Annotated in this window: 11 protein-coding genes; 1 reads left to right on the forward strand and 10 read right to left on the reverse strand. The window is 72.7% G+C overall.

All coding sequences use genetic code 11. The features are described 5' to 3' along the window. Positions 1-149: 149 nt before the first annotated feature. Complete coding sequence (locus LCE31_RS16570; protein ID WP_225015043.1) at positions 150-743, forward strand: hypothetical protein; 594 nt, start codon at positions 150-152, stop codon at positions 741-743. 98 nt (positions 744-841) lie between these two features. Here LCE31_RS16570 and LCE31_RS16575 read toward each other — a convergent pair whose 3' ends face one another. The 10 genes from LCE31_RS16575 to carA form a co-directional block, all read right to left on the reverse strand. Then, complete coding sequence (locus LCE31_RS16575; protein ID WP_225015044.1) at positions 842-2,977, reverse strand: primosomal protein N'; 2,136 nt, start codon at positions 2,975-2,977, stop codon at positions 842-844. Between the two features lie 148 nt (positions 2,978-3,125). Next, positions 3,126-4,349, reverse strand: coding sequence for a methionine adenosyltransferase (gene metK, locus LCE31_RS16580; protein ID WP_225015045.1), 1,224 nt, complete (start codon positions 4,347-4,349; stop codon positions 3,126-3,128). Positions 4,350-4,632: 283 nt separating this feature from the next. Continuing rightward, complete coding sequence (gene coaBC, locus LCE31_RS16585) at positions 4,633-5,841, reverse strand: bifunctional phosphopantothenoylcysteine decarboxylase/phosphopantothenate--cysteine ligase CoaBC (protein WP_225015052.1); 1,209 nt, start codon at positions 5,839-5,841, stop codon at positions 4,633-4,635. 158 nt (positions 5,842-5,999) lie between these two features. Next, on the reverse strand, positions 6,000-6,272 hold the full coding sequence (gene rpoZ, locus LCE31_RS16590) for a DNA-directed RNA polymerase subunit omega (protein WP_225015046.1): 273 nt from the start codon (positions 6,270-6,272) through the stop codon (positions 6,000-6,002). Between the two features lie 167 nt (positions 6,273-6,439). After that, a complete protein-coding gene (gmk, locus tag LCE31_RS16595) occupies positions 6,440-7,003 on the reverse strand; it encodes a guanylate kinase (protein ID WP_225015047.1) in 564 nt (187 codons plus the stop codon). Positions 7,004-7,041: 38 nt separating this feature from the next. Further along, positions 7,042-7,365, reverse strand: a complete 324-nt coding sequence (locus tag LCE31_RS16600; RefSeq protein ID WP_225015048.1) for an integration host factor, actinobacterial type — start codon at positions 7,363-7,365, stop codon at positions 7,042-7,044. Positions 7,366-7,585: 220 nt separating this feature from the next. Further along, on the reverse strand, positions 7,586-8,443 hold the full coding sequence (gene pyrF, locus LCE31_RS16605) for an orotidine-5'-phosphate decarboxylase (RefSeq protein WP_225015049.1): 858 nt from the start codon (positions 8,441-8,443) through the stop codon (positions 7,586-7,588). Then, the gene (locus tag LCE31_RS16610) at positions 8,440-9,549 is read right to left on the reverse strand and encodes a quinone-dependent dihydroorotate dehydrogenase (RefSeq protein ID WP_225015050.1); all 1,110 of its coding nucleotides are present in this window, start codon (positions 9,547-9,549) and stop codon (positions 8,440-8,442) included. The genes pyrF and LCE31_RS16610 overlap by 4 nt, the downstream gene beginning before the upstream one ends. Positions 9,550-9,557: 8 nt before the next feature. Further along, complete coding sequence (carB, locus tag LCE31_RS16615) at positions 9,558-12,878, reverse strand: carbamoyl-phosphate synthase large subunit (RefSeq protein WP_225015051.1); 3,321 nt, start codon at positions 12,876-12,878, stop codon at positions 9,558-9,560. Beyond that, positions 12,871-14,019, reverse strand: a complete 1,149-nt coding sequence (gene carA, locus LCE31_RS16620; protein WP_225015053.1) for a glutamine-hydrolyzing carbamoyl-phosphate synthase small subunit — start codon at positions 14,017-14,019, stop codon at positions 12,871-12,873. Before carA ends, carB begins: the two co-directional genes overlap by 8 nt. Between the last annotated feature and the right edge of the window lie 171 nt (positions 14,020-14,190).

The raw sequence follows: 14,190 nt of genomic DNA on the forward strand, positions 1-14,190 counted from the left end.
CGTGGCATCCCACGCGCCCCGCGCATATGCCCGTACGCCCCCGCAGCGTGACCACATGCCAGGTGTCGCGTTGTCAAGGGAGATTGACCAACACGGGCCGCACCGGTACGGCCCGGTTCCTTTTCTCCGCCGGTTCGAGAGGCTCGTCCATGGCCGACCACGCCACCCACGACGCACAGGCCCGCGCAAGTCTGCACATGTTGGTACGGGACATCGAGCGCGTCCGCCGCCAGGTGGACGCGCTGCGCACCCTCACCGCCCAGTTGGGCAATGTCTACCGGCCGCGACGGACGGGCCCCTCCACGGGTTTCGTCGTCTACGGGCGCGCCCCCGCGCCGACCGTCCGTCTCGCTCAGGAACTGAGAGACAGCGTCGAGACGCTGGTGACGGCGGCGGTCGACTTCGACCGCTCCCTCGGCTTCTCCTGGGACGCCGTCGGCTCCGCACTCGGTGTCACCAAGCAGGCGGTGCACCGCCGTTACGGAGCACGCCGCACGACGCCCCGCGCCGGCGCGGTGGAGGCGGCGGACCCGGCGGCGCCCGCGGCGCGCAGGGCGCCGCTGCCCCCGGCCGGCACCCTGCCGTCCGTACCCGCCGCGCGTTCGATGCCCCCGCAGCCGACGGCGGAGGCCCGCGAGCCCCGCGAGGTGCACGGCCCCCACGCCGTACCCGACGATCCCGATGAGCACGAGGTCCACGAGGAGCCCCGGCCACCGGTGTTCCCCAGCCCGCGCGGCAGCTGACGGCCGCGCCCGGGGCCATTCCGCCTCACCCGGACCCGCGGGCGAAGGCCGGGCGGGCGGCCGGTGTCCACCGGCACCCGGCGCCGGCACCCCGATCCTCAGCCGATGTCGGGCGGATCGATCCTGATCCGTACGGCGGGCGCGCCGCCGCCCCGGGACAGACGGCTCGCCTGGGCCTCCTTGAGGGCGGCCGCGAGCGCCGCGCCGCTGCCGGGCGGGACCCGCAGCAGCACCCGTTCCCAGTTCTCCCCCGGCGGCGCGTCGCCCCCGCGGGGCGCGCCCGGCGGGGCGCTCCGCAGGGGCACGGGCCCGAGCACCTCGGCGTCCTGCGGCAGGTCGGCGCTCGCCACGAAAGCGGCGACGGCGTCGCCCGGGCCGGCCACGGCCGCCATCCGGGACACCGGCGGGAAGCCGAGCTCCGCGCGCTCCGCGAGTTCGCGCCGCGCGTGGCCCACCGGGTCCCAGCGGACCAGGGCCTGGACGGGCCGCAGCGTCGGCTCCGCGACCACGACGACCCGGCCGCCGTCGGCCTGGCCGCGCACCAGCGACGCCGCGTGGAGCCACCGGCGCAGGGCCTCCTCGCCCGCCCTCAGATCGGGGCGGGAGACCATGGCCCAGCCGTCGAGGAGCAGCGCCGCCGCGTACCCGCCGTCCGCGACGGGCTCGGCGCCCGGCGTGCAGACGACGAGGGCGGGCCGTGCGGGCACGGCGTCCAGGATGTGGTCGCGGCCCGATGTGCGCACCGGCACCGCCGGGAAGGCGCGGCCCAGCTCCTCCGCGGTGCGCCGCGCGCCGACGATCTGGGCGCGCAGCCGTGGACTGCCGCATTCCGGGCAGTGCCAGTGCGGTGCGGCCCGGCCGCACCACGCGCACCGCAGCTCGTGCGCGCCCGCCGCCTCCACGGGCCCCGCGCAGTGCGCGCACCGCGCGGGCGTCCTGCACCGCTCGCACGCCAGCCGCGGTACGTATCCCCTGCGCGGCACCTGGACGAGGACGGGGCCGGACGCGAGGCCGTCCCTGACGGTCCCCCAGGCGAGGCTGGGCAGCCGGGCGGCGCGGGCTGCCTCGTCGCGCGCCAGCTCCGCGTCGCCGACCGTGCGCACCAAGGGGGCCGCCGCCCTGACCTGTTCGCGGGACGCCGCGAGCGGCAGCGCCCAGCCGGTGGCGACCAGCTGGGCGCCCTCGACCGTGCAGTTCGTACCACCGAGCAGGAATCCCGCACGGTCCTGCGCCGCGCGCAGCAGCAGCACCTCACGGGCGTGCGGCTGCGGCGCGTGCTGCTCGCTGTGACTGCCGTCGCCGTCGTCCCACAGAACGGCCAGGCCGAGGTCGCGTACGGGGGCGAACATCGCGGCGCGCGTGCCGACCACGGCCCGGACCGAGCCGCGCAGGACCGCGAGCCATTCGCGGTAGCGCTTCTCAGGACCGGCCTCCGCGGTGAGCAGCGCGTGCCTGCCCGCGCCCAGCACGTCGGTGAGCGCCGCGTCGACCCGGGCGGAGGCCCGGCCGTCGGGCACGACGACGAGTGCGCCACGGCCCGAGGCGAGCGTCGCGGCGACCGCGCGGGCGATCTCGGCGGCCCAGTGCGGGCCGGGCAGCGCGGTCCACACGGCGCGGGGCGCTTCGCCCGCCGCGAGCGCGTCGAGGAACGCGGGGCCGCTCGCGTACCGCTCCCAGGTGCCGGGCGCGGGCGCGGGCGGCGGCTCCAGCGGCTCCGGTGACGGCTTGGCCTCGGCGCGGGCGCTGCGCGGCGGCACGGCGAGCTGGAGCACGTCCGCGAGCGATCCTGCGTAGCGGTCGGCGACAGCGCGGGCGAGCCGCAGCAGTTCCTCGCTGAGCACGCGCTCCGTGGACACGACGTCGGCGAGGGCGGCGAGCGGGCCCGCGTAGTCCGACGCGGCGAGCCGCTCCACCACGAAGCCGTCGATCAGCCGTCCGCCCTCGCGGCGCCCGCCGCGCACGGAGCGCGACCCGGCGCCGAACCGGACGCGCACGCGCACGCCGGGCTGCGCGGCCTCATCCAGCTCCGCCGGGACCGCGTAGTCGAAGAACTGGTCGAGGTGGAGCACGCCCTTGTTGACCACGACCCGCGCCACCGGCAGCCGCTCGGCGAGCGCCGCGTCCCGCCAGGTGCGCGGCTTGGCCCGCGGCTTCCTGGTCTCGCGCACGGTCTCCCTGATCAGCGCGAGCTGCTCCCCCTCCGCCCCCTGCTCCCGCTCGTCACCGCTGCTCACAGCCCCATACCTACCAGATGCCTCCGACAACACGGGCGGCCCGCCGGTGCAAGTGGACCCCCGTACGAACACGGCGGCCGACGCATCGGGGCGGGGGCCCCCGTCGTGGCGGAGGGCCGGGCCCCGGTGGGTGTCGTGGAGGTGCCGGTCAGACGCCCGTGGCTTCGCGGAGCGCGTCGACGCGGTCCGTGCGCTCCCAGGTGAACTCGGGCAGCTCGCGGCCGAAGTGGCCGTACGCCGCCGTCTTCGCGTAGATGGGGCGCAGCAGGTCGAGGTCGCGGATGATCGCGGCCGGACGCAGGTCGAAGACCTGGCTGATGGCCTTCTCGATCTTCTCGTGGTCGACGGTGGCGGTGCCGAAGGTCTCCACGAAGAGGCCCACCGGCTCGGCCTTGCCGATCGCGTAGGCGACCTGGACCTCGCAGCGGGAGGCGAGGCCCGCGGCGACGACGTTCTTCGCGACCCAGCGCATCGCGTACGCGGCGGAGCGGTCGACCTTCGACGGGTCCTTGCCGGAGAAGGCGCCGCCGCCGTGGCGGGCCATGCCGCCGTACGTGTCGATGATGATCTTGCGGCCGGTCAGGCCCGCGTCGCCCATCGGGCCGCCGATCTCGAACCGGCCCGTCGGGTTGACCAGCAGGCGGTAGCCCTCGGTGTCCAGCTTGATGCCGTCCTCGACGAGCTGCTGGAGGACGTGCTCCACGACGAACTCGCGGATGTCGGGGGCGAGCAGCGAGTCGAGGTCGATGTCCGACGCGTGCTGCGAGGAGACGACGACCGTGTCGAGGCGGACGGCCTTGTCGCCGTCGTACTCGATGGTGACCTGCGTCTTGCCGTCGGGACGCAGGTAGGGGATGGTGCCGTTCTTGCGGACCTCGGACAGCCGGCGGGAGAGCCGGTGCGCCAGGTAGATCGGCAGCGGCATCAGCTCGGGCGTCTCGTCGCACGCGTAGCCGAACATCAGGCCCTGGTCGCCGGCGCCCTGCTTGTCGAGCTCATCCTCTTCGCCCTCGGCGGTGGCACCGCCGACACGCTTCTCGTACGCCGAGTCGACGCCCTGGGCGATGTCGGGCGACTGCGCGCCGATGGACACCGAGACGCCGCAGGAGGCGCCGTCGAAGCCCTTCTTCGAGGAGTCGTAACCGATTTCCAGGATCTTGTTGCGGACCAGCTGTGCGATCGGCGCGTACGCCTTGGTCGTCACCTCGCCGGCGACATGGACGAGCCCCGTGGTGATCAGGGTTTCCACGGCTACGCGGGAGGAGGGGTCCTCGGTGAGGAGTGCGTCGAGGATGGTGTCGCTGATCTGGTCAGCGATCTTGTCGGGGTGACCTTCGGTCACTGACTCCGAGGTGAACAGGCGGCGGGACACATCGCTCCCTGGGGTTGCAGCGGCTGCTGACTGAACAGCTGATCAATGACGGCTGGAGCGCGGCTGGAGGCTGCTCCCGGCCACACTCTCCGGCCAGTTTATCGGTCGCCCCGCACCCGGAGTCCAGGCATCTCGCTCCGTGGGCGGGGTGTGGCCTGTCTTACGCGGTCGGGGAACGGCCACGGAAGGGTTTATCACCACTTTTGCCAGATTTTTTGCGTGCGTCCGGCTTCGGCGTGCCGTCCACACCTCGGGACGCACGCCCGGAATCCGGACACGCGCGTCACGGCCTGCGCAACCGTGCCACCACCAGATCCCACACCGTGTCCGCGAGCGCCTCCTTGGGTCCGAACGGCACGGGCGTCTCACCGCCGTCCGCGGCGAGGATCACGGCCTCGTTCTCCTCGGCGCCGAAGGTCTTGTGCGCGCCCACCTCGTTCACCACGAGCAGGTCGCATCCCTTGCGCCGCAGTTTCGCGCGGCCGTTGGCCAGCACGTCGTCCGTCTCCGCGGCGAAGCCGACCACCACCTGGCCCGGCGCCGCGCGCTCGGCCGAGAGCTGGACCAGGATGTCCGGGTTGCGCACCAGCGCCAGCGGCTCCGGCTCCGCGTCGTCCTTCTTCTTGATCTTGCCCGGCGCGTAGTCCGCGGGGCGGAAGTCGGCCACCGCGGCCGCCATCACGACGACGTCCGCGTCGGAGGCCGCCTTCAGCGCGGCGTCCCGCAGCTCCAGGGCCGTCCCGACATGGACGACATCGGCGCCGGCCGGGTCGGCCAGGCCCGTGTTGGCCTCGATCAGCGTCACCCGCGCGCCGCGCGCCACGGCCGTCCCGGCCAGGGCGAAGCCCTGCTTGCCCGACGAGCGGTTGCCGAGGAAGCGGACCGGGTCCAGGGGCTCGCGCGTGCCGCCCGCGGTGATCACCACATGGCGTCCGGCGAGGTCGGGCGCCTGGACACCGCGCGCCAGCGCCCTGCGGCACACCTCGAAGATCTCCGCCGGGTCCGGCAGCCTGCCCTTGCCCGTGTCCACTCCGGTGAGCCGGCCGACGGCGGGCTCGATCACCACGGCGCCGCGCCGCCGCAGCGTGGCCACATTCTCCTGGGTGGCGGGGTGCTCCCACATCTCCGTGTGCATCGCGGGCGCGAAGACGACGGGGCAGCGCGCGGTCAGCAGGGTGTTGGTCAGCAGGTCGTCCGCCAGGCCATGGGCCGCCTTGGCCAGCAGGTCTGCCGTGGCCGGCGCGACGACCACGAGATCGGCCGCCTTGCCGATCCGTACGTGGGGCACCTGGTGCACGTCCGTCCAGACCTCCGTGGACACGGGGCGGCCGGACAGCGCCGACCAGGTGGCCTCGCCCACGAAACGCAGCGCCGACGCCGTGGGCACCACCGTCACGTCATGCCCCGACTCGGTGAGGGACCTCAGCAGCTCGCACGCCTTGTACGCGGCGATGCCGCCGGCCACTCCCAGAACGACCTTCGGCCTGTCCACCATGGCTCCGCTCCCCGATCCCGGCTTCCGGCTCCCGTACGGCGCCGTCCGCCGCACCCACTGCCCCTATGACACACCACAGGCCCGGCAGTCGTCTGCCGGGCCTGTGGACAACGTGTCGATCATATGACCAACCCGCTCACGCGGAGGTCCGAGTGCTACTGGGCCGGGGTCTCGATGGCCTCGGAGGTCAGCAGCCCCGCGTTGATCTCGCGCAGGGCGATCGACAGGGGCTTCTCGTGCACGTGGGTGTCCACGAGCGGGCCCACGTACTCCAGCAGCCCCTCGCCGAGCTGGGAGTAGTACGCGTTGATCTGGCGGGCGCGCTTGGCCGCGTAGATCACCAGGCTGTACTTGGAGTCCGTGGCCTCAAGCAGCTCGTCGATCGGCGGGTTGATGATGCCCTCGGGCGGGGTCATGGAAGAGGACACTCTCTAGCCTTCCGAAGAAAGAACGGGAAATCAGGAATTCAGGAGCCGTGGAACCCGGCGACGGAACGGCCGGCCGCTCGGGCCGACGGGACCGGTCGGGGAGTCCTACTGATCGGGCTGACAAGGCTGATGGGGAGAGCCCGGGAGACCGATCGAGAGGTCCTGAATCAAGACACTTCCATCAAGGCTAGCAGCTCGCGCGCCACGTCCTCGACAGAGGTGTTGACCAGGGTGGTGTCGAACTCGGACTCGGCGGCGAGCTCCACCTTCGCGGCGGCGAGTCTGCGCTCGATCACGTCGGCCGCCTCGGTGCCCCGCCCGGTCAGCCTGCGGACCAACTCGTCCCAGTCGGGCGGAGCGAGGAAGACCAGCCGGGACTCCGTCATGGACTCCCTGACCTGGCGGGCGCCCTGGAGGTCGATCTCCAGCAGCACGGGTTCGCCCGCGTCGAGCCGGTCGAGGACCGCGGCGCGGGGTGTGCCGTAGCGGTGTCCGGCGAACTCCGCCCACTCCAGTAGTTCACCGTTGGCGACGAGCTTGTCGAACTCGTCGTCCGTGACGAAGAAGTACTGGACGCCGTGGCGCTCACCGGGGCGCGGCTTTCTTGTCGTGGCCGACACCGAGAGCCACACCTCGGGATGGGCCTTGCGCATATGGGCGACGACCGTGCTCTTGCCGACCCCCGAGGGGCCGGAGAGCACGGTCAGCCGCTGACGTGCCTCTGCTGCCATGCAGCGATTATCCAGGTTTCCGGGAGTGCCCGGAAACGTCAGGCCGCGGTGCCGCCGAACTCACGCTCGAGAGAGGCGATCTGGTTGGAGCCGAGACCGCGGACCCGGCGGCTCTCCGAGATGCCGAGGCGCTCCATGATCTGCTTGGCACGGACCTTGCCGACGCCGGGCAGCGACTCAAGCAGTGCGGAGACCTTCATCTTGCCGATGACGTCGTTCTCCTGGCCCTGCTTGATGACGTCATGGAGGGAGGCACCGGAGTGCTTGAGTCGATTCTTGACCTCGGCCCGCTCCCGGCGAGCCGCGGCGGCCTTTTCGAGCGCGGCTGCGCGCTGTTCAGGGGTAAGGGGCGGAAGAGCCACGCCTACGTCACCTCGGATGTCGAACTGTCGGATACGGACCGGTGAGGAGACTGCCGTCCCCGCACCAGGCGAGCAACGGGCAACGCTCTGCCCGTTGGCTCTGGTGGGGAGACTATCGGCCTCGACCGCCAGAGTCAGCGAGAACAGATGAAAAGTCCCTGGTCAGCATCGCCCGACCGGTACATTTCCGACATTTTGCACCTCTTTTCGACTTCAGGCTTTACCTGAACCCATCATTCCGGGGCCCCACAGCCGCCCCGACCTCGTCCAAGAAGCGCTCCGCCGCCTCCCGCAGCGCCGCCGCGCCGGGTCCCTGGCGCAGGATTCCACGGCTCACGCTCGGCAGGACGTCGCCCACCGCAGAGCCGAAGACCGCCGGCAGATCGGCCGCCGTCGCGCCCTGCGCGCCGATCCCGGGCGCGAGGAGCGGCCCGTTGACGGCGAGGTCCGCGCCCGCGTCGCCGAGGGTCGCCCCGACGACCGCGCCGACGGACCCGAGCGGCTCGGCCCCGGCGTTCTCCGCGGCGATGTGGTCGAGCATCACCTGCGCCACCGACCGCCCCCCGCCGGCCCGGGCGCGCTGCACCTCCGCGCCCTCCGGGTTCGACGTCAGCGCGAGGACGAAGACCCCGCAGCCGCCGGCCGCCGCGGCGTCGAGCGCGGGCCGCAGCGAGCCGAAGCCCAGGTACGGGGAGACCGTCACCGCGTCCGAGAAGAGCGGCGAACCCGGGTCCAGGTACGTCGACGCGTAGGCGGCCATGGTGGAGCCGATGTCGCCGCGCTTGGCGTCCATCAGGACCAGCGCGCCCGCGGCGCGCGCGTCCGCGACGGTGCGCTCCAGCGCCGCGACGCCCTTCGAGCCGAACCGTTCGAAGAACGCCGACTGCGGCTTGAGGACGGCGACCCGCCCGGCGAGCGCCTCCACCGTCGTACGGGCGAACCGCTCCAGGCCCCCGACGTCGTCGGCGAGCCCCCACGCGGCGAGCAGCGACGCGTGCGGGTCGATGCCCACGCACAGCGGGCCGCGCGTGTCCATGGCGCGCCGCAGGCGCGCGCCGAAGGGTTCCACCGGGCTCATGCGGCCACCTTCCCCGCCTGGGCGCCGACGGCGTCGGCGAGCGTGGCGTACTCGCTGGCCGCGAGGCGCGCCGCGAGGCCCTTGTGTATCCCGCGGGCCCAGAAGGGGCCCTGGTAGATGAAGGCGCTGTAGCCCTGTACGAGGGTGGCGCCCGCGAGGACCCGCTGCCAGGCGTCCTCCGCGTTCTCCACGCCCCCGACGCCCACGAGCGTGAGCCGGTCGCCGACGCGCGCGTACAGCCGCCTCAGGACCTGGAGGGAGCGCTCCTTGAGCGGCGCGCCGGACAGCCCGCCCGTCTCCGCGGTCAGCGCGGGCGGCGAGAGGAGGCCGAGTCCGTCGCGCGCGATGGTGGTGTTGGTCGCGATGATCCCGTCGAGGCCGAGTTCGACGGCGAGGTCGGCGACGGCGTCGACGTCCTCGTCGGCGAGGTCGGGCGCGATCTTCACCAGCAGCGGGACGCGCCGTCCCGGCACCGAGCGGTCGGCGGCCTCCCGCACGGCGGTCAGCAGCGGGCGGAGGTGGCCGACGGCCTGGAGGTCGCGCAGGCCCGGCGTGTTCGGGGAGCTGACGTTGACGACGAGGTAGTCGGCGTGCGGCGCGAGCCGACCGGCCGAGGCCACGTAGTCCGCCACGGCCTCCGCCTCGGGCACGGCCTTGGTCTTGCCGATGTTGACGCCGACGACGGTGCGGAAGACCTCGCGGCGCGCGCCGAGGCGGGCCGCTACCGCCGCGGAGCCGTCGTTGTTGAAGCCCATCCGGTTGATCAGCGCCCGGTCCCGCACCAGCCGGAACAGGCGCGTCTTCGGGTTGCCCGGCTGGGGAAGCGCGGTGACGGTACCGATCTCGACGTGGTCGAAGCCGAGCATCGCCATGCCGTCGATCGCGACGGCGTTCTTGTCGAAGCCCGCGGCCAGCCCGAAGGGGCTGTGCATCCGCAGGCCGAAGGCCTCGGTGCGCAGCTCCTCGTGGCGGGGCGCGAGGGCGGCGGCCACACAGGTGCGCAGGACCGGTACGCGCGCCGTGAGCCTGATCCACCGGAACGCCGTGCGGTGCGCCCGCTCGGCGTCCATGCGCCGGAAGAAGAGGCGGAAGAAGAGGGCGTACATGCGGCGCCTCAGTCCTCCCTGGCGGCGGTCAGGTGCTGGGCGTGCTCCTGGAGACAGCGGACGCCGACCTCGCCGTGGTTGAGCGCGTCGATGCCCTGGACGGCCGCGGCGAGCGCCTGCACGGTCGTCAGGCAGGGCACGGCGCGCGCGACGGCCGCGGTGCGGATGTCGTAGCCGTCGAGCCTGCCGCCGGTGCCGTACGGGGTGTTGACGATGAGGTCGACGTCTCCCGCGTGGATCAGCTGGACGATCGTCTGCTCGCCGTTCGGGCCCTCGCCCTCGCTCTGCTTGCGCACGACGGTGGCGCTGATGCCGTTGCGCCTGAGCACCTCGGCGGTGCCGGAGGTGGCGAGCAGCTCGAAGCCGTGGGCCACGAGCTCGCGCGCCGGGAAGATCATCGAGCGCTTGTCGCGGTTGGCGACGGAGATGAACGCGCGGCCCTTGGTGGGCAGCGGCCCGTACGCCCCGGCCTGCGACTTCGCGTACGCGGTGCCGAAGGCGGAGTCGATGCCCATGACCTCGCCCGTGGAGCGCATCTCCGGGCCGAGGACCGTGTCGACGCCGCGGCCCTTGATGTCGCGGAAGCGCGACCAGGGCATGACGGCCTCCTTGACGGAGATCGGCGCGTCGAGCGGCAGGTCGCCGCCGTCGCCCGAGCGGGGCAGCAGGCCCTCGGCGCGCAGCTCGGCGACGGTCGCGCCGAGCGAGATGCGGGCCGCGGCCTTGGCGAGCGGTACGGCCGTCGCCTTGGAGGTGAAGGGCACCGTGCGCGAGGCGCGCGGGTTGGCCTCCAGCACGTAGAGGATGTCGCCGGCCAGCGCGAACTGGATGTTGATCAGCCCGCGCACGCCGACCCCGCGCGCGATGGCCTCGGTGGAGGCGCGCAGCCGCTTGATGTCGTAGCCGCCGAGGGTGATGGGCGGCAGGGCGCACGCCGAGTCGCCGGAGTGGATGCCGGCCTCCTCGATGTGCTCCATCACGCCGCCGAGGTAGAGCTCGGTGCCGTCGTAGAGGGCGTCGACGTCGATCTCGATGGCGTCGTCGAGGAAGCGGTCGACGAGGACCGGCCTGGTGGGGCTGATCTCGGTGGACTCCTCGATGTACGAGGCGAGCCGCGTCTCGTCGTAGACGATCTCCATGCCGCGACCGCCGAGCACGTACGAGGGCCGGACGAGGACCGGGTAGCCGATCTCGTCGGCGATCGCCTTGGCGCCGGGGAAGGACGTGGCGGTGCCGTGCTTGGGCGCGGGCAGGCCGGCCTCGGCGAGGACGCGGCCGAAGGCGCCGCGGTCCTCGGCGAGGTGGATGGCCTCGGGCGAGGTGCCGACGACGGGCACGCCGTTGTCCTTGAGGGCCTGTGCGAGCCCGAGCGGGGTCTGGCCGCCGAGCTGTACGACGACGCCCGCCACGGGGCCCGCCTGGGTCTCGGCGTGCACGATCTCCAGGACGTCCTCCAGGGTGAGCGGCTCGAAGTAGAGCCGGTCGGAGGTGTCGTAGTCGGTGGAGACGGTCTCGGGGTTGCAGTTGACCATGACGGTCTCGTATCCGGCGTCGTGCAGCGCGAAGGAGGCGTGGACGCAGGAGTAGTCGAACTCGATGCCCTGGCCGATGCGGTTGGGACCGGAGCCGAGGATGATCACCGCGGGCTTCTCGCGGGGCGCCACCTCGCTCTCCTCGTCGTAGGAGGAGTAGAAGTACGGCGTCTTCGCCGCGAACTCGGCGGCGCAGGTGTCGACGGTCTTGTAGACCGGGCGGACGCCGAGCGCGTGGCGCACCTCGCGTACGACGTCCTCGCGCAGCCCGCGGATGCCCGCGATCTGCGCGTCGGAGAAGCCGTGCCGCTTGACCTCGGCGAGCAGGTCCGCGCTGAGGTCGGGAGCGGCGGCGACCTCGTCGGCGAGCTCCTTGATCAGGAACAGCTGGTCGACGAACCAGGGGTCGATCCGCGTCGCGTCGAAGACCTCCTCCTGGGTGGCGCCCGCCCTGATGGCCCGCATGACGGTGTTGATACGGCCGTCGGTGGGGGTCCCCGCGCTCTCCAGGAGGGCGGCCTTGTCGGCGGGCTCGGCCCCGGGTCCCGCGAACGCGAACTGCGAGCCCGCCTTCTCCAGCGAGCGCAGCGCCTTCTGGAGCGCCTCGGTGAAGTTGCGGCCGATCGCCATGGCCTCGCCCACCGACTTCATCGTGGTGGTGAGGGAGGAGTCGGCGGCGGGGAACTTCTCGAACGCGAACCGCGGCACCTTCACGACGACGTAGTCGAGCGTCGGCTCGAAGGACGCCGGCGTCTTCTCGGTGATGTCGTTCGGGATCTCGTCCAGCGTGTAGCCGACGGCGAGCCGGGCGGCGATCTTCGCGATCGGGAAGCCGGTCGCCTTGGAGGCGAGCGCGGAGGACCGGGAGACGCGCGGGTTCATCTCGATGACGATGACCCGGCCGTCCTCGGGGTTGACCGCGAACTGGATGTTGCAGCCGCCGGTGTCGACGCCGACCTCGCGGATCACGGCGATGCCGATGTCGCGGAGGGTCTGGTACTCCCGGTCGGTGAGCGTCATGGCGGGCGCGACGGTGATCGAGTCGCCGGTGTGCACGCCCATCGGGTCGAAGTTCTCGATGGAGCAGACGACCACGACGTTGTCGTTGCGGTCGCGCATCAGCTCCAGCTCGTACTCCTTCCAGCCGAGGATGGACTCCTCGAGGAGCACCTCGGTGGTCGGTGAGAGCATCAGGCCCTGGCCCGCGATGCGGCGCAGGTCCTCCTCGGTGTGGGCGAAGCCCGAGCCCGCGCCGCCCATCGTGAAGGAGGGGCGCACGACGACGGGGTAGCCGCCGAGCTCGTCGACGCCCGCGAGGACGTCGTCCATGGAGTGGCAGATGACGGAGCGGGCCGACTCGCCGTGGCCGGTCTTGCGCCGGACCTCCGCGACGACGTCCTTGAACAGGTCGCGGTCCTCGCCCTTGTTGATCGCCTCCACATTGGCGCCGATCAGCTCGACGCCGTACCGGTCGAGGGTGCCGTCCCCGTGCAGCGAGATCGCGGTGTTCAGCGCGGTCTGGCCGCCGAGGGTGGCGAGCAGCGCGTCCGGGCGCTCCTTCGCGATGATCTTCTCGACGTACTCGGGGGTGATCGGCTCGACGTACGTGGCGTCGGCGATCTCCGGGTCGGTCATGATCGTGGCCGGGTTGGAGTTGACGAGGATGACGCGCAGGCCCTCGGACCGCAGGACGCGGCAGGCCTGGGTGCCGGAGTAGTCGAACTCAGCGGCCTGGCCGATGACGATCGGTCCCGATCCGATGACCAGGACGGACTGGATATCGGTGCGCTTAGGCACGCTGGTCCTCCATGAGCTTGGTGAAGCGGTCGAACAGGTAGGCGGCGTCGTGCGGGCCCGCGGCGGCCTCGGGGTGGTACTGGACGCTGAAGACCGGCCGCTCGGTCAGGCGCAGGCCCTCGACGACGTCGTCGTTGAGGCAGACGTGGGTGACCTCGGCGGGCCCGTAGGGCGTCTCGGTGGCCCGGTCGAGCGGCGCGTCGACGGCGAAGCCGTGGTTGTGCGCGGTGACCTCGACCTTGCCGGTGGTGCGGTCCTGCACGGGCTGGTTGATGCCGCGGTGGCCGTACTTCAGCTTGTACGTGCCGAAGCCGAGCGCGCGCCCGATGAGCTGGTTGCCGAAGCAGATCCCGAACAGCGGGGTGCCGCGCTCCAGGACGCCGCGCACGACGCTCAGGTCGGCGGTGGCCGGGTCGCCGGGGCCGTTGGCGAGGAAGACGCCGTCGGGCTCGACCGCGTAGACCTCCTCGACGGTCGCGGTGGCGGGCAGCACGTGCACCTCGATGCCGCGCTCGGCCATCCGCCGCGGGGTCATGCCCTTGATGCCGAGGTCGAGGGCGGCGACGGTGAACCGCTTCTCGCCGATCGCGGGCACGACGTACGGCTCGCCCGTGGTGACCTCGGCGGACAGGTCCGCGCCCGTCATCTCGGGGGCTTCGAGGACGCGCCGCAGGAGCGTGGCCTCGTCGGCGAGCGCGTCGCCGGAGAAGATGCCGACCCGCATGGCACCGCGCTCGCGCAGGTGGCGGGTGAGGGCGCGGGTGTCGATGCCGCTGATGCCGACGACGCCCTGCTCGACGAGTTCGTCGTCGAGGGTGCGGCGGGAGCGCCAGTTCGACGGCTTGCGCGCGGGGTCGCGCACGACGTAGCCGGACACCCAGATCCGCCGCGACTCGCGGTCGTCGTCGTTGACGCCGGTGTTGCCGACGTGCGGGGCCGTCATGACGACGACCTGGCGGTGGTACGACGGGTCGGTGAGGGTCTCCTGGTAGCCGGACATGCCGGTGGAGAACACGGCCTCGCCGAAGGTCTCCCCCACGGCCCCGTAGGCACGGCCGCGGAACGCGCGGCCGTCCTCCAGGACGAGTACGGCGGGGGACGCCTGGCTGAGGGCGGTTCCCCGGGTGGACGAGGCGGTCATCGTGCGGGGCCTTCCGTTGTGGCGGTCTGTGCGGACGGGACGGCGGGCACGGTCCCGTCGGGGGTGCCGGGCGCGGTGGCCCGGTGCGGGGGGGGGGCGGGGAACCGCCCAGCCCGCGGCGGCCAGCGGTGGCATCAGCGCCTGCCAGCCGAAGCCGCCGAGGACGACGAT

This window comes from Streptomyces sp. 8L, assembly GCF_020176795.1.
In the GTDB taxonomy this organism is placed as follows: Bacteria; Actinomycetota; Actinomycetes; order Streptomycetales; family Streptomycetaceae; genus Streptomyces.